Consider the following 18,343-nt stretch of genomic DNA (forward strand, 5'->3'; position numbering starts at 1 on the left):
CACTGGCAGTGGCCCGTTGTAAAACGGGCTCACCGCCAAAAAGAATCAAAACCCCCGCTCCTCACAGGCTACTTCCCGGCTACCGGTACAGCACTGGCATCCGGCTTACGGGGATCGGCCGCGCCAAACAACAAGCCTTGTCGAGCGACCACTGAATTGGCACTGCCCATGGTTGAAACCTGTTTCACCGTGTGTCCCTGCTGTTCAAGGATCGTCTGGGTGTCCGGGCTAAAGCCGGGCTCCATGAATAATATATCGGGCTGCCACTGGTGATGAAAGCGCGGTGCACTGACTGCGGCCGAAACATTCATACCGTAATCAACCACATTCACAATGGTCTCCAACACCGTGGTAATAATACGGCTGCCACCGGGGCTGCCAGTCACCATCACCGGCTTGCCGTCTTTAAACACCAACGTAGGCGTCATGGAACTGAGCGGTCGTTTACCAGCTTCAATTTTGTTAGCTTCTGCTCCAATCAAACCGTAGGCATTGGGCACACCCGGTTTGGACGAAAAATCGTCCATTTCGTTGTTCAGCAGAATCCCGGTACCCGCTACGGTAATACCGGAGCCGAAGGAAAAGTTCAGGGTATAGGTATTGGCGACCGCGTTCCCCTCTGCGTCCATAATGGAAAAATGAGTGGTGTCTCGGCTCTCATCAAAGTAAATGGCCCCCGGCAGAATGTCACTGGAGGGGCGGGATTTTTCACTGGAAATTTGCTTCGCCTGCCGCTGTGCGTACGCCTTATTGGTCAGCTCTGCAACGGGCACATCCACATAATCCGGATCACCCAGATATTTGCTGCGATCGGCATAGGCCCACTTCATAGACTCAACCATATGGTGAATCGATGCAGCACTGCCCGCCCCGTAATTTTTCATGGGGAAGGTTTCCAGCATGTTGAGCATTTGAATCACATGCACACCACCAGAACTGGGAGGCGGCATGGAAGCAATCTGATAGCCACGGTAACTGCCCATCACCGGTTCGCGTTCAACTACCCGATAATTGGCCAGGTCATCACGGCTAATCAGCCCACCGTGCGCCGCCATTTCATCCACGATCTTGTCGGCGATACGGCCCGAGTAAAATGCCTTTTCACCGTGAATCAGAATCTGCTTTAAGGACCAGGCCAAGTCCGGTTGCTTAAGCACTTCACCGGGTAGGTAACTGGAACCATCTGGTTTGTAATAAGCTGCGACAGTGGCCGGGTTTCTTTTCAGGTGTTTGTAGCTCGCCAGCTTGTCAGCCAGATCGTGGGTAACGGCAAAGCCCTTCTCGGCCTGACGAATGGCTGGCATCATCACTTGCTTGAGAGACAAACGACCGTACTGTTTCTGCGCGTGCAGCAAACCGGCAACCGTGCCGGGAACACCGGCAGAGGCATGACTGAATTGTGCTTTTTGTTGATCAAAGTCGCCATTGCTGTCCAGAAACATATCCCGGTGCGCCGCTGCCGGAGCCATTTCCCGATAATCCAGAGCCAGAGTTTTATTTTCCTCCGCCAGGTAGATCATCATAAAACCGCCGCCGCCGAGATTTCCCGCCCGGGGCAACACCACCGCCAGAGAAAAACCCACCGCGACCGCTGCATCAACCGCATTACCACCGGCAGCAATGATGTCAGCGCCTACCTGGCTGGCCAAATCATGCTGCGTGGCTACCATGCCACGCTCACCGATCATTGGGTGGTGAATGCTGTCATAACGGATGATAGGCTCAACCTCAGCAGCCATCACCGATCCGTACACACACCACACCAGCACCCCACACACAAAACGACTCAAACGTGCAGCTGAACGCCGGTTTTCCATCACTAATTTTCTCATCACTCAATACCCCAGAGACTATCCATTTCAGCTCCACAACACCTGATTAAAGGCACCTTCATCACCGCGCACCATGCCGGCCTGATTTTATAAAAGCCGTCACAGAATGCCCTCTGGTTTTGTAAACGTCAAACCCTGACATTAACGCCGCGGCCTTTACCCCCCGCTGCTCTACGCCAACATCGTCACCCGCACCGTTAGAGGGCATCTAGGGCATCTAGGGCATCTATAGACATTTTCGTATTTGCAGCCCGAGCTATGATAACCTGTATACCGCAAACACCCGTCAACCCAAGTCAGCGCCTGAGTCTAAGCCTGCAGTTCCCTCTTATCGCAACAACTCATTGAGACATAACGCCCCCATTAAGTGCACGAACAACTTATGATTCCATTTTCTTTTCGCCGTATAACCCACTTCCTGTTGCTCGCCGCCGTTTGCCTGTTAACCGCCTGTGAACCCGAAACGAGAGAGCGAGGACTGGAAGCCGTGTACGATGCAAAGCGTTACCGCATCAGTCTGGAAAATCAGCAGATCCGTGTCTTTGACCACCAACGGCAACAAGACATCTTCAGTTCGTCAGTGGCCACGTTACTCAGTGCACGCAAAACTCAATTGGCGTTTACCGAAGCACAGGGCATTTTTAAACATCAGGCCACGCCTCAACACGCCTGCACCGACATAAACATCGATAAAGCGGAACCCTCCAGCCACTTCTTGCTGCTGGCCGGAGAATTTCAATCGCCTGGATGTACGCTTCGTTTCAGTCTGCGTTTTGAGCAAAAAGACGGCCAACTCCTGATCAACGCCGCCACCACCGATCCCAGCTACAATCACCTGGTGCTGGGTTTTGACGCCGCCATCCATGAATCCATTTCCGGCTTTGGCGCCCAGGTCAGTCATCAGGACTTTAAAGGCTTGAATGTCCCCGTCTGGATTCAGGCCCAGGGTATTGGTCGTGGCAGCCAGCCCCTTTCCACGCTGGTGAACGCCGCACGACCCGGTGCCAGTGGCAACGATCTGAGCAGTGATTTCACCGTTCCGTATTTTTTGAGCTCTGAAGGGTATGGCTTGTTTTTGGAAACCAGTGAACTCAGCCGCTTTGATTTCCGCAACCCCCACCGCACCCGAATTCACAGCTACAGTCATACACTCAAGGCGCGTTTAATCAGTTGCAATCGACTGCTGGCATGCATCAGCAGCTATAGCCAATTTACTGGCCGCATGGCGAACCTGCCCGCCTGGACTCAACAGGGCGCCATTGTTGGTTTGCAAGGCGGCCACGCGCTCACTCTGCAACGCTACAACCAGCTCAAGGCACTGGACACTCCCATCAGTGGCGTGATGATAGCGGATTGGATAGAACCTCAAGCGACACAAGGCGCCACCGCCCTCCCGGCCTGGTCACTCAGTCCGAAAGACTCTCCTCAATGGGAGGCGCTGATCGCGCAACTGAAAAGTGATGAGGTACGGCTTCTGGGTTATTACACCCCCTATTTGGCTGAACCAGAGCCGGCAATAAGCGGACCCACAGAAAACGGACCGATTGAAACCGATCAGCCAGCAACACAGCTTGTCGCAACAAGTCCAGCTGCCATCAAAACGGCAGCGTCAATACCCTCCGAAGCAACCCGCATGACACTCTTTCAGGAAGCTTTGGAGCAAAACTACTTCGTCCTAAACCCACAGGGAAAACCTTACCGAGTCACAGTCTCCGGCGTATCCGCCAGACTCATCGACTTAAGCAACCCTGACGCCTTTACGTGGCTCAAAAACCTCATCAAAGCCAGCGTCACCACTCACCAATTTTCCGGCTGGCTAGCCGACTACGGTGAACGCTTGCCAACGGACGCCGTATTGCACAATGGTCAAAGCCCGCTGAGTTTTCACAACCTTTACGCCCAGGAATGGGCACGTTTAAATGCCGAGGTCATTACCGAGCTGGAGCTGCAGCAGGAAGCCGTATTCTTTATGCGGTCTGGTTTCAGCCAGAGCCCGGCCTTTACGCCATTGTTTTTACTGAGCCGGCAAAATACCAGCTGGGACGCCGAGGATGGCCTGCAGAGTGTGATTGTCGGTTTGTTCAACAGCGGCATGAGCGGGCAAAGCCTGAGCCATGCCACGATTGGAGGGGATACCTCACTGCGTCAACCAGTATCCGGCCTGTCGCGCTGGTTACTGCCTGAACATTTGACCCTCACCGAAACGGCAAACACGGACCAGTCACCAGGCAAACTGACCACTTACTTCACCCTGCGCCGCACCCCCGACCTGTTACAACGCTGGATCGAAATCAGTGCTTTCACCGGACTGTTCAGGACGGCGCAAGGGCTGACACCGGCAATCAACGCCCAGGTCTTCGACAGCGAAGAGCTGGGACAGCACTTTGCCCACAACGCCCGGTTGTTCAAAGCTCTGGCCCCCTATCGAAAGCTGCTGATTGAAGAAGCGGAAGAACAAGGCTGGCCACTGGTACGCAACCCTCGGTTGCATTTTCCCGACGAGCTTTATTTTCAGCGCATGTCCAATGCCGATTTACAATTTATGCTGGGCGACAGCATCATGGTCGCGCCGATGCTAACGCCCAGAAATCAACGCACTCAACGGCAGGTCTTCCTCCCTCAGGGCGAATGGATAGAGTTGGCATCAGGCCAGACAATCACCGCGGGTCCCAAAGGTACAAGATTGTATCTGACGCCGGCAGTCGGGCAGGCTCCCGCCTACCTTCGCAACAATAAACGAACCCGGGAGGTCATCATCCCCGCCTTGCAGGAAGCCCAACTTTTGCAGCCATAAGCCGCAAGCAACCCACATCATCAACTCAAGACCGCCGCTGCCTTTGCCTCTGAGATCGATTTATGAGCTGATAGCGGCAGCGAATAGTAGGCTTGCCACACGCCCTCATAGCGATTGACTTCCCTCGCCCAACGCTCCTCAGACCAGCAGACTTCCTGCTGGCACAGCTCTTTCAAACGCGGCAGTATCGACGCGCCACCGTTGCGCAACAACAACCCCAAGCGGGTGCGTCTAAGCAATAGATCGTCCAGATGAAGCACCGCCTCTTCCCTTAAAGCCCAGCGGCATTCCGCCAAACAAAAGCGAGTCCCCTCCAAAGATTGCAATTCCTGTTGCTTCGCCATTGCCACAATTCGCACCGCCGCTTCGCCGTAGCGCCCCAGCAGCGCCTCCGCCATGGCGCGCGACAGCTTTGAACCCATCGACAGCCCAGAGCGGCCTTTAGATTCAGGGCTGCCTTTTCGTTCAGGACTGTTTTTTGGTTCATGGCGGCCTTCTGGCTCATGGCTGCCTTTTGGTTCATGGCTGCCTTTTGGTTCAGGACTGTTTTCTGGCTCATGGCTGTCCGCCATCTCGACCAGCTTGTCGACGCTCGTCTGGCACGGTGCAAAAACCGGATCATCCTTCAGGGCCTGAGGTAAATTGAGGTCTTCTGAAGCCGCTGTTAAGACATCCTGTGCGATCAGCCGAAAGGTGGTTAACTTACCACCACTGACCGTAATCAAACGTCCATCTTTCCACACCGCGTGATCGCGGCGCTCTCTGGAAGGATCTTTGCTTTGTTCAGAAGCAATGATCGGGCGCACTCCCGCCCAGGAAGAAATAATGTGCCCTTTGCTCAAATGACTTGCCGGAAACAAGGTGTTGGCCGCAGACAGTAAATAATCCACTTCGGCCATGGAGATAGACGCCTCCACGTCAAGATCAGCGCGATGATCAAGATCCGTGGTACCGATCACCGTGCGATTTTCCCAGGGAAAGAAGAACATGGTGCGATGATCCTCTGGGTGCGTGAGTGTCATGGCATCCGGCATCGGGAAATCATCTTGTGACACCACGATGTGACTGCCCCGCAGTGGCCGCACCCGCTTCTCAGAATTAACCTGATTACGCAGCCGGTCGGCCCAGGCCCCAGTGGCATTCACCACCACCTTGGAGCGCGCAATCATGGTGGCGTGGGTTTCCGAGTCCTGCAGAACAACCCCGGTAACTTCGCCACCACTGATCAACAATTCCGAGACCTGCACATAATTCAGGGCCACACCACCACTGTCCAGGGATTCCTGTAACACTCTTTGCACCAGACGTGCATCATCGGTCACCGCGTCCGTATAGTAATAGGCACTCTTAAGATATGGGGCATTAATCCCCGGAAATTTGTCCGCCAACGCCGACAGCGAGACTCTGCAATGATCCCGAATACCCGCGATACGATCATACAACCATAAAACAGCCCACACGCCCAAAGCGGGTGGGGACTTTTTTTGGCTCAGCGCCAGGTAATACCCCATACGCTCCACCAGCCCTGGGGCTTCGCGCAACAATCGTTCGCGCTCTAGCAGCGAATGTCGAGTCAAGGCAAAGTCTCCCTGTGCCAAATAACGCAGCCCACCGTGCACCATTTTTGACGAGCGGCTGGAGGTTCCCCAGGCAAAGTCCTTTTGCTCAACCAGCAGCACCTTCAACCCATAGCGAACCGCCTCCCGCAGCACACCAGCACCGGTGATCCCACCACCGACGACAATCAGATCCCACTGCTGGGCAGAAACCGGTACCTTGTCTTGCTGCGCGTCTGCGGATGTATCATAGACCCGTTCAGCCTGGAGGCTGCGCAACAGCTCAGCCCGTTTACTTAAAGCGCCGCTGCGAGTCGCGTTGGGTTTCTTGTCATTAACATTTGCCATTCCATCATCCATGTTATTGATCGCGGGTTGTGAAGAATTCGCCTGCTGCAGAACACCGTGCCCACCGACCAGAGTCCCGCAACACAAATAGACGTTGCTTTTGCCCTGTTCAGGGATCGCGGCAATGGATGTCCGCCGCCTTGATTGATACAGTTTATCGAATAAAAATGGGGTTATTGTCTAAAAGTGTAGCTAATCCAGCTCCACCCATAGGTAATCTGGAAAAAACAGGTCACAATTCCCACTCAATTGTCGCCTTTAAGACGTTCTGCCCGAAACAAGTCTGATAGCTTCACCGGCTCAGAAATTTGGCCGCTTGTTCCGTCAACGTAACGCGAAACAGTTAACAATAATTACAAATACTCACCTAAATAAGAGAGAACACCATGGAATATATGGGATTGCTTTTGGGCTTGGCTTTATTAATCTGGCTGGCGCTTAAGGGCGTTAATATTGTGTTTGCCTCCCTGCTCTGCTCTCTGATCATCATTGTGAGTAACGACCTGCCACTGGCGGCCGGTCTGACGGAATACTATGCCTTTGGCCCTCTGGGGGCTTTTACCTTTGCCGGTAAATTTTTTCTGCTATTTGCCAGCGGTGCTATTTTTGGACGTCTGATGGGGGACAGTCATGCCGCCTCAAGCATCGCCATGGCCCTGGTTCGTCTATGGGGGGCCGAAAGGGCTCTGTGGATCTCAACACTGGCCTGCGCCATGTTAACCTACGGTGGCGTGGTCGTATTTGTCGTTATTTTTGCCATGTATCCCCTGGGCTTGCGCCTGCTGCAGGAAGCCAACGTCCCCAAGCGCCTGTTTGTAAGCGCACTGGCTTTGGGTGCCGGAACCTTTACCCTGACGGCGTTGCCCGGCACCCCTTCGATTAACAATGTGATTCCCGCAGTGCGACTGGGCACAGACCTCTATGCCGGCGGTTGGCTGGGTTTGTTCGGTGGCGCCATCATGTTTTTTGCCGGCATGTGGTATCTCGAAAAGCAACGCTTGCGCGCCAAGGCCGCTGGTGAAGGTTTCGTGCCGGGTCCCCTGGACAACATTCCTCAACCAGGAGATGAGCCACAGGCCCAGCCTCACTGGTGGCCAGCGCTCATTCCCCTGCTGCTGGTACTGCTGACGATCTTGGCACCACGACTGCTGGGCATGGTACTCGGTGATAGCGCCTCTGATGGACAAGGGGTATTGTATGACCTCTTTAGATTCGCTTCGGCCCAGCCCATTTTGTGGCCTTCGATTGCACTGATTTTCGGCAGCTGTGTTGCCGTGCTGCTGTTCCCCTCATTGCGGAAACAGCCGTTAGAGGCGTTTGGCCGTGGCACCCACGATTCGATTTTGCCGCTGTTTAATACCGCAGCCGTGATTGGCTTCGGTGGGGTGGTAACACACACAGCTGGTTTTCAACAGTTTACCCAGCTGATGACGGACTCGGCTCTGCCCCCCATGTTGTCGATGTTCGCTTCAATCAGTCTGGTCTCCGGCATAACCGGCTCTTCCACCGGCGGGCTGCAGATTTTCATGGAAACCATGGCCCCCAGTTATCTGGCAATGGGCATCGACCCCAGTGTCATGCACCGTATTGTTACCATGGCCAGCGGAGGGTTTGATTCGTTACCACACTGCGGTGCAGTGGTTGCCATGCTGACCATCACAGGGCTCACTCACCGGGAGGCCTACAAAGACATCGCCGTTATCACCGTCCTGATCCCGACCATCGCGACGCTGCTCACCATTGGTTTGTCCTTCCTCATCGCCTAGTCCCACATCATCTCTGACGCCAGGCATAGCCTGGCAATAATGCACCTTAAGCCCGGCGACTCACAGAGCCATTGCACTACCACAAGAGCCCCTGACTCAAAGGCTCCTGTGGTACTTGAACGCAGGCACCGTCGCCAGACGGTGCAGAGGGTATACAAAGGAGCAGGCAGGGCTTTACGCCGCCTGAGCTTGCAGGGGGTCATGGTCCAGTTGGGGCTTTCCCAAGGGTTTTACCAGCAATATCAATCGCGGCAATAACGTTAAGGCTGCCAAGATCGCCGCCAGCATGGCGAAGCTGGTTAACAAGCCAAAATAGATCGTGGGAATAAAATTGGACAAGGCCAGGATGGAAAAGCCCACCACAATAATCACGGAGGTATAAAACATCGCCCGCCCGATGGAAGCGTGAGAGCGATGCATCGCCGCAATGTAATCGCCATCCACGGCAAATTCTTTCTTGTAACGATGAATGTAGTGAATGGTATCGTCTACCCCAATGCCCACGGTAATTGCCGCGATGGTAATGGTCATCATATCCAGTGGCACGCCCGCCAACCCCATGCCGCCCAGCACAGTAGCCGCCGCCAGCAAATTAGGCACAATCGCGATTATCGCCATCACAATAGAGCGAAACAACACGACAAACATAAGCACGATGCCGATGAACACGGCCCCTAGAGTGACGATCTGGGACTTGTACAGACTTTGCAGCATATTGTTGTACAGCACCAGCAAACCAGAAAAGTGCACCTTATCCGCATCAAAACCCAGTTCATTTATCGTGTACTGCCTGATTTTTTCCAGCAACTCGGCGCGGCGTAAGCCTGGGTAGGTTTCTTTAACCCGAAGTGTAATCCGCGTTTGCTCAATGTCCTCGGCCAAATACGGATCGAACATGACACTGCTGACTTCTTCAGGTAACGACTTCTGAATCAGCGCCATTTCAAAATCATTCAAGGGCGCGCCATTGATGTCACTGGCCACCTCATAGGCCGTTGCCAAAGACTGCACCTTGCCGACTTCAGGCAGGGCATCCAGATAGTTTTGCAGTTTGCTGATTTCAGCTACTCCGGCGCTGGTAAACCAGTAATCCTGACGACTATGTTGATCCGGTGACTGCTCATTAAAAGGATCCGCTTCGCCGAAAGGGTCTTCCTCATCAAAGCTGTCCGCAGACGCAAAAGGATCCAGTTCAGCACCAGTTTCCGCAAAGGGGTCATCCTCTCCGGCCGCGCTGGCAGTATACAAAGGCTCTTCGTCTGGCGCATCGAGAGTGATATCAAGGGTGATGGTGCCCCCCAGGTTCTTATCGATGACGTACATGCCCTGATAAATTTCGGTGCTTTCATGGAAGTAATCAATGAACTTATTTTCCACTTCCAAGCGACTGACCCCATACACACTGACGATAGCAATCAGGACACTCAGCCACAGCACCAGATTACTGTGTCGCTGTGTAAAACGGGAAAAGAGCAGCGTGAACGCGGCTGAGTTATCCCCTTTATCCTTCGGTTCACCTTTGGGCAGTATCATCAGGCCCGCCGGGATAATCACAAACGACAGAATCAAAGACACGGCCAAACCGATGGACATCATCCAGCCAAAATCGATCACAGGGCGGATGTTACTGACAACCAGAGACGCAAACGCCACCATAGTGGTCAGGGTGGTATACAGGCAAGGGAGAGCCATAAAGGCGACAGTATTCATGACCAGCTCGGCCTGTGGAGCGTCCGGCGTGGCTTTGTGGAACTCGCGGTAGCGCACCAGTAAATGAATTGTGATCGCCAGGGAAATGATCAATAGCAGGGCTACAAAGTTGGACGAGATAACGGTCAAACGCCAATCAATCCAACTCAGAAACCCCAGCATGATCAATACCGCCGTCATGCTGCTGAGAATCGGCAGAATGACAAAACGCTTTTGCCTGAAAATGATGGCCATCACAATGATCATGAAGGCCAGCACTCCGATCCCGAATATACGCAGATCGCTCTTGATAAAGTCGATCATGTCCGCTGTGATCATGGTGGCACCGCCCACAAACAACTGTGCTCGATCCTGATAGCCGGCGACCACGTCTCGCACCAACTGTACCCGCTGGTGATCCCGTGCGGCCACTTCAGTCCGGTAATCGCGGAATTCCCGGGTCACCCGCTCCAGCTCAATCACTTCGGCTGAACTGAGACCGTCTTGGCTACGTTTCAAGCGCAAGGCATCACGATGGCGAACCATCTCCAAATAACGGTTATCAACCTGCAGGTTGAGCATCAACGCCGTCGTTTGACCGTCGGGGCCCAGCAACAAATTTTTGTACAGCGGGCTGTTCAGATATTCTTTTTTAGCCGCTTGTCGGTCTACTCCCGGTGTCAGTAGGGTTCTTGCCTCATCAATATCACCCAGAGAGATTTTTGGGCTGTACAGCAAGGGGGCATCCAGCATTGAGAGAATACTGACAACCCCGGGCACTTGACTCAGGTCATCAGACAGCTGCTTCATCAGGTCAATGGAGGCGTCAGAAAAAAGGTCCTGCTCCGGCCGGAAAGTAACGATTAAAAAATCACCACTTTGATAGCGCTGGTTCATTTCCCGAAAATAATCCAGATCTGAATCATGCTCCAACGTCAAGGAGTCAGAGGACGCGTCCAGCTTTAAATGGGTAAGCCCCGACGCCATCCCCAAAGCCAAAAGACAAACCAGCATCAGTGTCAGTTTGGGGCGCGCTATAACCCACGAACGGTAAATGGTAACCAGATGTTCGAACATGTATTCGCCTTGAAAGTAAAATCAGTCGTCATCCTGACAGCCGTACTAAAATCCCAGTATTATGAGTAAATCTCCCTCAAAAGGGAAACCAGAAAACCAAAACAGCCATGGCAATTGAGAAAAGAGCCCCTACCCACTTCACAATACGTTAGTTTTCACTAACTCGGATCACATAAACACAAAAGAGTCCCACTCATCGCCTCTGAACAGCCGCCCACACGTGATCACTTTTTGTACTGACACAAAACCTCAACTTTATTCCAGCCCCCATCAAGGCTAACATGTCTTGAGTCAGCACCATTAGGAATGGTCATATACTGATCAAGTCACCGCCTCCGGAAACAATTGAAACTGAAGAGGCGCTCCAATAATTTGGCGCCCAAAAATTTTGTACGCTGAATCTCGCCATACCGTGAGCCGCGCACACCTGCCGGTAACCAACAGATGAGCCCATGTTAAAGATTCAATTTAAAGATAAGCGACAAGACCCGATCTGGATTGTTGAGCGTCGCTACACCATCGGAAGCTCTGGTGACAATCATTTGGCAGTCAGCGATGCCAGCTTATCCCCATTACACGCTCGACTGCTCACAAAAGACAATAAACTGTTCCTAAAAGACAACAACACCCAAACCGGTAGCTACGTTAATGAGCGTCGGGTGACTGAAAAGCAATTATTACCCGGAGACACCATCCGTCTGGGTCAGGTAGAATTCAACATTCTCGATTCACGCTCGCCTTCGAGCGACAGCACCAGCCCTCAGTCAATTCGCCCCCACTGGTCTCTCGTAGCCAAAAGCGGCAGCTTGTCGGGGCGAGAGTTCTTGATCACTTCGACACCGTCCACTTTGGGCCGGAGCAGCCAATGCGATATTTGCATTCCCGGCTCCCACCTTTCAAGACAACATCTTCAACTGACACTCATAGAACAAGAACTGCACCTTCGTGATCTGGGATCGGTCAATGGCACCTATCTGAATGATCAACGCATTGTGGAAGCGATTGCCAAGCCCGGCGATCAACTTCGCCTGGATGTCCATTGCTTCCACATTATTGGGCCCGGCGACGCTAGCGACAACCAGCGAACCGCGCGCTCTTGCACTGGAGTGCCAGGCCCGGTTAAACGAAAAGCCGTAACCACGGCGCCGAAACAATGGAAAACCAAACCCACATCACCTGGCAATCGAATCACGCCAGAGCTTGAAGCTGCGGCCCCCATGCCAAAATGGGTGTCAAGTTTAAGTGTGTTGCTCTGCGGTACCCTGCTGGCAACTTTAATATATTTGTTCGTTCTCGGGCATTAGCGGCCACCCATCCTGGATGATTGGTGCCTAATCGTGCAGCCGAGTTCAATAGAAGGTTAATCAACGATTAAAACCAGTACCGAAGCAACATCTCAGATCCACTGCACCAAGTTATCCGCACTCGTCCCGACAAAGAATTACTCGGTAAGGTAAAGCTGCTTTAAGCGTAGCAGGTCTTCTCCGGACAACCCCATTCCTTCATTCAGGTAACCCATAACGCTGCCATATCGCGACTCCACCCCGTCAAAGAAAGCCTCGATATTATCGCGATGAACTCCGCAGTAAGGCATCAACCAGCTGCGCTCCCAGTACTCAACCTTGGCATCGCGAAGATGCTGCTCAACCAGTTGTATCAAACCCGCAGAATCAAAGTATTCCTGTGTCAGCAGATAATCGTCGACCACGACATCCCTTGGAACACCCAGCGCTGACAGAATCAATGCTGCGGCCAGCCCCGTTCGGTCTTTACCGGCCGAACAGTGAAAAACACTGGCTGCGCCATCATTTGTTAACAACCCCTGAAATAAACGAGCGTAGTGAGGCGCGACGTCATCAATGCAGGAACGGTAAGAGCTCACGACAAGCTGGTGTGCGCTGTCGGAACTGAGCTTCTCGGCAGCCATGTATTCCCAGAACTTGGACATGCTGCCGATGGACATTTCGTAGTCGTCATAAATACTGGCTCTGACTGGCTGGCTGGGACTGCGCCGCTGCTCATCCTGTCGGCGAAAGTCGTGCACCGCCGTGACGTTCAGTGCAGCCAAAGTATCAAGATCCTCTGTCGTCAAGTTCGCCAAGTGCCCACAGCGAAAGATCTTACGCCAAACAACCTGACGATCATCTTCGGTGATATACCCGCCCAGATCTCGAAAGTTAATACCGCCGTCCAACGGCAGCTCCCTTGTCGGAAGGTTTACTGCATCACTCATAGTTTTTCCCATTTACGCCTGACCGGGCAACAGCTTAACCCGATCTCAGTCTTCACCCCAACGAGGCATGATGTCCTGATCAATGCCACACTGGTCCAGAATACGTGCCACAACAAAGTCGACTAAATCTTCAATGGTTTGGGGACGGTGATAAAAGCCAGGACTGGCAGGAATAATCATTGCCCCCATTCGGGTTAATTTGAGCATATTTTCCAAATGAATCTCTGAGTACGGCGCTTCGCGAGGCACTAAAATTAACTGCCGTCGCTCTTTCAGCGCGACGTCGGCGGCACGCTCAATCAAATTGTTACTCGCTCCGCACGCAATCGCTGAGAGAGTACCACCACTGGCAGGGCAGACAATCATCTTGGAAGGAGAGCTGGAACCTGAGGCGACCGGCGAGAACCAGTCCTTCTTGCCCAACACAATTAACTGATCGTCTTCAGCCCCATACCGCTCAGACAAAAAGGCCTGCTGCTCTTCGATACCATCCGGCAATGTGAGCTTGGTTTCCGTGTCAATTACCACTTGAGCAGCATTGGACACCATCAAGTACACCCGGCATTCGGCCGCCAACAAACATTGCAATAAGCGCAATGCGTATTGAGCGCCGGAGGCCCCGGTAATGGCCAGAGTGACGGTTTGTGCAAAAAGACTCATGCCTTGACCCTCGCATCGTCAGTCGCCTGTATGCGCGCCAACAATTTTTGATGAATCCCGCCGAATCCACCGTTCGACATCACCACCACATGACTGCCAGGTTCAATCAGCTGCAAACACTGATCAATCATGTCATCCACACTGCTAACCAGCTGGGCAGCTGCACTACTGGCATCGACCACATCCTGCAGCGACCACTCCACGTCCTCGGGCTGCAACCACAAAACACAATCGGCGTTCGCCGTTGCCGCCGCCAGCTGGGACTTGTGCATTCCCATACGCATCGTGTTGGACCGGGGCTCAATCAAAGCAATGATCTTGTCTTCCGCAACACGCGCTCGCAGCCCCGCCAAGGTCGTCTCAATCGCCGTAGGATGGTGCGCAAAGTCATCGTATAACCGCACCCCTGCGGCCTCACCCAGACACTCCATCCGACGTTTGACACCCTCAAATAAACTCAGAGCCTGCACGGCAATACCGGGGGTAACCCCCACATTTCGCGCAGCAGCGGCAGCGGCTAACCCGTTGCGAACGCTATGCAGACCGGTCTGCGACCAGGTCACTTCACCCGCGCATTCACCGTCGTACCACAACTCAAAATGCGAACCGTCATCGCTCAGTAGTCGCGCCTGCCACTCACAATCTTGCTTCTCTTCCTGACCCTTGATGGTGGTATGTACCACGGGTGTCCAACACCCTTTAGCCAGTACATCATCCAACGCCGGCTCATTATCCGGTGCGACAATCAGGCCATTGCCAGGCACTGTGCGAATCAAATGGTGAAACTGTGTTTGAATTGCGGCCAAATCTGCAAAAATATCAGCGTGATCAAACTCCAGGTTATTCAAGATCACGGTTCTGGGCCGATAGTGTACAAATTTTGAGCGCTTATCGAAAAAGGCACTGTCGTACTCATCGGCCTCCACCACAAAGAATGGACTTTCCCCAAGACGCGCTGATGTCGCAAAATTTTTGGGCACACCTCCGATCAGATATCCCGGGGACATATTTGCGTATTCCAGCACCCAGGTCAGCATAGAGGCAGTTGTGGTCTTACCGTGTGTGCCCGCGACCGCCAAAACCCACTTATCCTGTAACAGGTGATCACACAGCCACTGAGGACCCGAAGTATATGCTAAGCCTTTGTTTAACACGGCCTCAACCACTGGATTACCACGGCTCATGGCATTCCCGATGACGACCAGGTCTGGCTCGGGGTTTAGCTGTGCCGGGTCAAAGCCTTCGATAAGCTCAATACCCGCCGCTTCCAGCTGTGTACTCATGGGGGGGTATACGTTGGCATCGGAGCCGGTTACCTTGTGACCAAGTGACTTGGCCAGTTGTGCCAGGCTGCCCATAAATGTGCCGCAGATACCTAGGATATGAATGTGCATAATCATCACTCTGAGGGTTTTTGATAGCTTATCACGGCTGTTAAGAATCGTTCCAACCACAAGCACCCAACTTTCTCTGGGCAACCAGGCTGCGGGCCGCAAATCACCTTATTCCGCCTTCAAAACGATGAATTTTCGATCAAATTAACGTATGATGCGCGCCTTTCAATATTGCTGTACTCAATCGCCAGTCACGGCTCATCAGCACTCTCAACTGACGATTTAGACGATTAACACTGCCGATGCCTTCACCGGCACTCTACCAAGGTATCTTTCATGGCCAAGAAAAACGCTTTCTACGCACAATCCGGCGGCGTCACAGCTGTCATTAATGCCTCTGCCTGCGGGGTAATTGAAACAGCTCGCAAGCATAAGAAAGACATAGGCAAAGTCTATGCCGGCCATAACGGCATCATTGGCGCTCTGCGTGAAGAGCTGATTGATACCAGTAAAGAGACTGCTAAAACCATCGCAGCACTTCGCCACACTCCTTCCGGCGCCTTTGGCTCTTGCCGTTACAAGCTCAAGAGCCTGGAAGAAAACCGAGCTGAGTACGAACGACTGATTGAAGTATTTAAGGCACACAACATAGGCTATTTCTTTTATAACGGCGGCGGTGACTCCGCCGACACGTGTTTAAAGATTTCACAATTGTCGGAAACCATGGGCTATCCGATCCAGGCCATTCATGTCCCCAAAACCGTGGACAATGACCTGCCCTTCACCGATAACTGCCCAGGTTTTGGTTCCGTCGCCAAGTACGTTTCAGTCTCCATCAAAGAAGCCGCGCTGGATGTCGCCTCAATGTGCGACAGCTCTACCAAGGTTTTCATTCTGGAGGTCATGGGACGTCATGCAGGCTGGATTGCCGGCGCCAGCGGGCTGGCCGCCCAGGAAGAAGGCGATGCTCCACACATCATCCTTTTCCCTGAGATTGCCTTCGATAAGGCTAAATTCCTAAAGAAGGTCAAAGCGACCGTTAAGAAGCACGGCTATTGTGCCATCGTCGCGTCAGAGGGCGCACAATACAAAGACGGCCGCTTCCTTGCCGACTCGGGTCAGGTGGATGCCTTTGGTCACACCCAGCTTGGTGGCGTCGCTCCCACTCTGGCGACCATGATCAAAGATGAACTGGGTTACAAGTACCACTGGGCAGTTGCAGATTACTTGCAGCGAGCAGCCCGTCACATCGCTTCTGCCACCGATGTTGAGCAGGCTTACGCCGTTGGCCAGGCTGCCGTTGAAATGGCCCTGGCAGGAAAAAATGCTGTCATGCCAGGTATCGTCCGCGGCAAGGGTAAGAGATACTCCTGGACTATTCAGGAATCCCCATTGGAAAAGATCGCCAACGTTGAAAAAATGATGCCTCGCGATTACATTTCTCGTGATGGCTTTAGTATTACAGAAAAAGGCCGAGCCTATTTTGAGCCCTTGATTCAGGGTGAAGACTACCCTCCATATAAAAACGGCATCCCCCAGTATGCAAGGCTGAAAAAAGTGATGGTGCCCAAACAATTGAAAATTCCCTTTAAGGTTTAAACCCGAGCACTCAAATAATGCCAGGAAGTTATAACGTTAAGGAGTAATGAGTTAAACAGCTAAAGAAGGATGACTCCTTTGCGTTACATAACTAAGTTGGCCCTGTCCGCTGTTTGGCTGCTTCCTTTGCAGCCATCGGCCTGTACAGACAGCACCTTGCCAGCCAACCACATCAGCGTCGCGGCCCCTTATTACCCAACCTTTAGCGAGCCAGAAGGCAAGGGTGTCTTCTTTGATATCATCAGGGAAGTGTTTCTCCCGGAAGGATACCAGGTGATCAGTTGTATCCTGCCGATTCGCCGCAGCATTCGCGACCTACAACTTGGCAAAGTCGACCTCTACCTCACGGATTGGGATAAGAGCTATTTGACCGAGTCCCCGCTGTATCAACCTGAAAAACTGCACACACCTCGCACACCGATCTCAACGGAATTAGTTAGCGCAACCGTCTTAGCAAACAGTCCATGGCACGACCAGATTGAAGTTAAAAACCTTATCCCGGAATCTTTGTTGCGTAATGAACAGCATCTAATTGCCTGGGACAAAGGGTTTGATTATCAGCGCCTTATAGGCTTGGACAAATCCAGTTACCAAATCGTCGACAGTGTGAAACAAGGACTGAACATGCTGAAAGCAGGTCGCATCAAGTTGTATTTGAATGATGACGACAACATTAGAATTGTGCTGCAAGGCCGCGATGAATTTAAGGCCTCGGACTTCAGGATTGTCCCCTTGATGGAGCAACAACTCTATCCCGTTTTTCAAAACAACGAGCGCGGACTCAAACTGGCCGAACTCTATGACCGCAGAATGCGTGTGCTGCTCTTGCAAAATCGCATTCTCGAACTCTATCGCCACTCAGGCTACGACTACCAACCCGAATTACCATCTGAGTAATAGTGCTTTTCAATACAGCTCGACTTCACGCTGCGTGGAGCCTCTATACGCTCTTCACTGAACCTTACAGCGGCCTCTCCAGCCGTACGATCGACTGACAGGTGGTCTACTTCACGCCCCTATAGTTCATCCCACAGATTCACCAGTAAACACTAAATAACCTCACAGAATCTCAGAGGGGCCCTCAGCGGCCGCCAATAGCCTAAGTCCTAAAGTGCCAAGCCCTAAAACAGAAAAACCCCTGACCGTTACCGATCAGGGGTTTTAAATTAAAGGCTGACGATGACCTACTCTCACATGGGGAAACCCCACACTACCATCGGCGATACTTCGTTTCACTTCTGAGTTCGGGATGGGATCAGGTGGTACCAAAGCTCTATGGTCGTCAGCCAAACTGGTTTGGGTTCGTGGTTGGTCTTATTGCTTGTCTTAAGCAGGCCGCACGCACTCCAAATAGGGTGGCGGATTGTTCAGTTGTTTATCTACACTGCTGTTCAAGTGTGTATCTTCATTCGTCTGTAGTTTATCTACAGTCACATACCCATCCGGTGCACTGTC

The 18,343-nt window shown here is 52.7% G+C and carries 11 protein-coding genes and 1 rRNA gene; 5 read left to right on the forward strand and 7 right to left on the reverse strand.

The genetic code is table 11. From position 1 onward, the window contains the following. Window positions 1–68: 68 nt before the first annotated feature. Window positions 69–1,832 (reverse strand): gamma-glutamyltransferase, encoded by a 1,764-nt coding sequence (gene ggt, locus G8770_RS02270; RefSeq protein WP_208021979.1) that lies wholly within the window; start codon window positions 1,830–1,832, stop codon window positions 69–71. A 382-nt stretch (window positions 1,833–2,214) separates the two neighbouring features. On the opposite strand from ggt, the gene G8770_RS02275 reads away from it, so the two are divergent. Beyond that, window positions 2,215–4,626, forward strand: coding sequence for a TIM-barrel domain-containing protein (locus G8770_RS02275; RefSeq protein ID WP_167181310.1), 2,412 nt, complete (start codon window positions 2,215–2,217; stop codon window positions 4,624–4,626). 20 nt (window positions 4,627–4,646) lie between these two features. On the opposite strand, the gene G8770_RS02280 is transcribed toward G8770_RS02275, so the two are convergent. Next, window positions 4,647–6,530, reverse strand: a complete 1,884-nt coding sequence (locus G8770_RS02280) for a glycerol-3-phosphate dehydrogenase/oxidase (protein WP_167181312.1) — start codon at window positions 6,528–6,530, stop codon at window positions 4,647–4,649. Window positions 6,531–6,916: 386 nt separating this feature from the next. Here G8770_RS02280 and G8770_RS02285 point away from each other — a divergent pair, with 386 nt between their 5' ends. Further along, complete coding sequence (locus G8770_RS02285) at window positions 6,917–8,296, forward strand: GntP family permease (RefSeq protein WP_167181314.1); 1,380 nt, start codon at window positions 6,917–6,919, stop codon at window positions 8,294–8,296. Between the two features lie 174 nt (window positions 8,297–8,470). Here G8770_RS02285 and G8770_RS02290 read toward each other — a convergent pair whose 3' ends face one another. After that, entirely contained in the window at window positions 8,471–11,062 is a 2,592-nt protein-coding gene (locus G8770_RS02290; RefSeq protein WP_167181316.1) for an efflux RND transporter permease subunit, read from the reverse strand. A 452-nt stretch (window positions 11,063–11,514) separates the two neighbouring features. Here G8770_RS02290 and G8770_RS02295 point away from each other — a divergent pair, with 452 nt between their 5' ends. Continuing rightward, window positions 11,515–12,366: an FHA domain-containing protein gene (locus G8770_RS02295; protein ID WP_167181318.1), complete on the forward strand. Its 852-nt coding sequence runs from the start codon at window positions 11,515–11,517 to the stop codon at window positions 12,364–12,366. 137 nt (window positions 12,367–12,503) lie between these two features. Here the strand turns inward: G8770_RS02295 and G8770_RS02300 are convergent, their stop codons facing one another. Genes G8770_RS02300 through mpl form a run of 3 tightly spaced genes read right to left on the reverse strand, consistent with a single transcriptional unit; the run spans window position 12,504 to window position 15,349 of the window. Then, complete coding sequence (locus tag G8770_RS02300; RefSeq protein WP_167181320.1) at window positions 12,504–13,295, reverse strand: tyrosine-protein phosphatase; 792 nt, start codon at window positions 13,293–13,295, stop codon at window positions 12,504–12,506. 45 nt (window positions 13,296–13,340) lie between these two features. Continuing rightward, window positions 13,341–13,955: a flavin prenyltransferase UbiX gene (locus G8770_RS02305; RefSeq protein ID WP_167181322.1), complete on the reverse strand. Its 615-nt coding sequence runs from the start codon at window positions 13,953–13,955 to the stop codon at window positions 13,341–13,343. Then, window positions 13,952–15,349 (reverse strand): UDP-N-acetylmuramate:L-alanyl-gamma-D-glutamyl-meso-diaminopimelate ligase, encoded by a 1,398-nt coding sequence (gene mpl, locus G8770_RS02310; RefSeq protein WP_167181324.1) that lies wholly within the window; start codon window positions 15,347–15,349, stop codon window positions 13,952–13,954. Before mpl ends, G8770_RS02305 begins: the two co-directional genes overlap by 4 nt. 276 nt (window positions 15,350–15,625) lie before the next feature. Here mpl and G8770_RS02315 point away from each other — a divergent pair, with 276 nt between their 5' ends. Together G8770_RS02315 and G8770_RS02320 are read left to right on the forward strand one after the other, a co-directional pair. Then, window positions 15,626–16,888, forward strand: a complete 1,263-nt coding sequence (locus tag G8770_RS02315; protein ID WP_167181326.1) for a 6-phosphofructokinase — start codon at window positions 15,626–15,628, stop codon at window positions 16,886–16,888. A gap of 69 nt (window positions 16,889–16,957) precedes the next feature. Next, window positions 16,958–17,785, forward strand: a complete 828-nt coding sequence (locus G8770_RS02320; RefSeq protein WP_167181328.1) for a hypothetical protein — start codon at window positions 16,958–16,960, stop codon at window positions 17,783–17,785. Between the two features lie 274 nt (window positions 17,786–18,059). On the opposite strand, the gene rrf is transcribed toward G8770_RS02320, so the two are convergent. Beyond that, a 5S ribosomal RNA gene (rrf, locus tag G8770_RS02325) occupies window positions 18,060–18,175 on the reverse strand. Window positions 18,176–18,343: the final 168 nt, after the last annotated feature.

The organism is Pseudomaricurvus hydrocarbonicus, assembly GCF_011602365.1.
Taxonomy (GTDB): Bacteria; Pseudomonadota; Gammaproteobacteria; order Pseudomonadales; family Cellvibrionaceae; genus Pseudomaricurvus; species Pseudomaricurvus hydrocarbonicus.

What these genes read in the sequence shown, in the direction of transcription:
- G8770_RS02290 (WP_167181316.1), bottom strand. Translation starts at nt 11,062, where the DNA reads ATGTTCGAACATCTGGTTACCATTTACCGTTCGTGGGTTATAGCGCGC.
- G8770_RS02305 (WP_167181322.1), bottom strand. Translation starts at nt 13,955, where the DNA reads ATGAGTCTTTTTGCACAAACCGTCACTCTGGCCATTACCGGGGCCTCC.
- G8770_RS02315 (WP_167181326.1), top strand. Translation starts at nt 15,626, where the DNA reads ATGGCCAAGAAAAACGCTTTCTACGCACAATCCGGCGGCGTCACAGCT.
- ggt (WP_208021979.1), bottom strand. Translation starts at nt 1,832, where the DNA reads ATGAGAAAATTAGTGATGGAAAACCGGCGTTCAGCTGCACGTTTGAGT.
- G8770_RS02320 (WP_167181328.1), top strand. Translation starts at nt 16,958, where the DNA reads ATGACTCCTTTGCGTTACATAACTAAGTTGGCCCTGTCCGCTGTTTGG.
- G8770_RS02300 (WP_167181320.1), bottom strand. Translation starts at nt 13,295, where the DNA reads ATGAGTGATGCAGTAAACCTTCCGACAAGGGAGCTGCCGTTGGACGGC.
- G8770_RS02295 (WP_167181318.1), top strand. Translation starts at nt 11,515, where the DNA reads ATGTTAAAGATTCAATTTAAAGATAAGCGACAAGACCCGATCTGGATT.
- G8770_RS02280 (WP_167181312.1), bottom strand. Translation starts at nt 6,530, where the DNA reads ATGGCAAATGTTAATGACAAGAAACCCAACGCGACTCGCAGCGGCGCT.
- G8770_RS02275 (WP_167181310.1), top strand. Translation starts at nt 2,215, where the DNA reads ATGATTCCATTTTCTTTTCGCCGTATAACCCACTTCCTGTTGCTCGCC.
- mpl (WP_167181324.1), bottom strand. Translation starts at nt 15,349, where the DNA reads ATGCACATTCATATCCTAGGTATCTGCGGCACATTTATGGGCAGCCTG.
- G8770_RS02285 (WP_167181314.1), top strand. Translation starts at nt 6,917, where the DNA reads ATGGAATATATGGGATTGCTTTTGGGCTTGGCTTTATTAATCTGGCTG.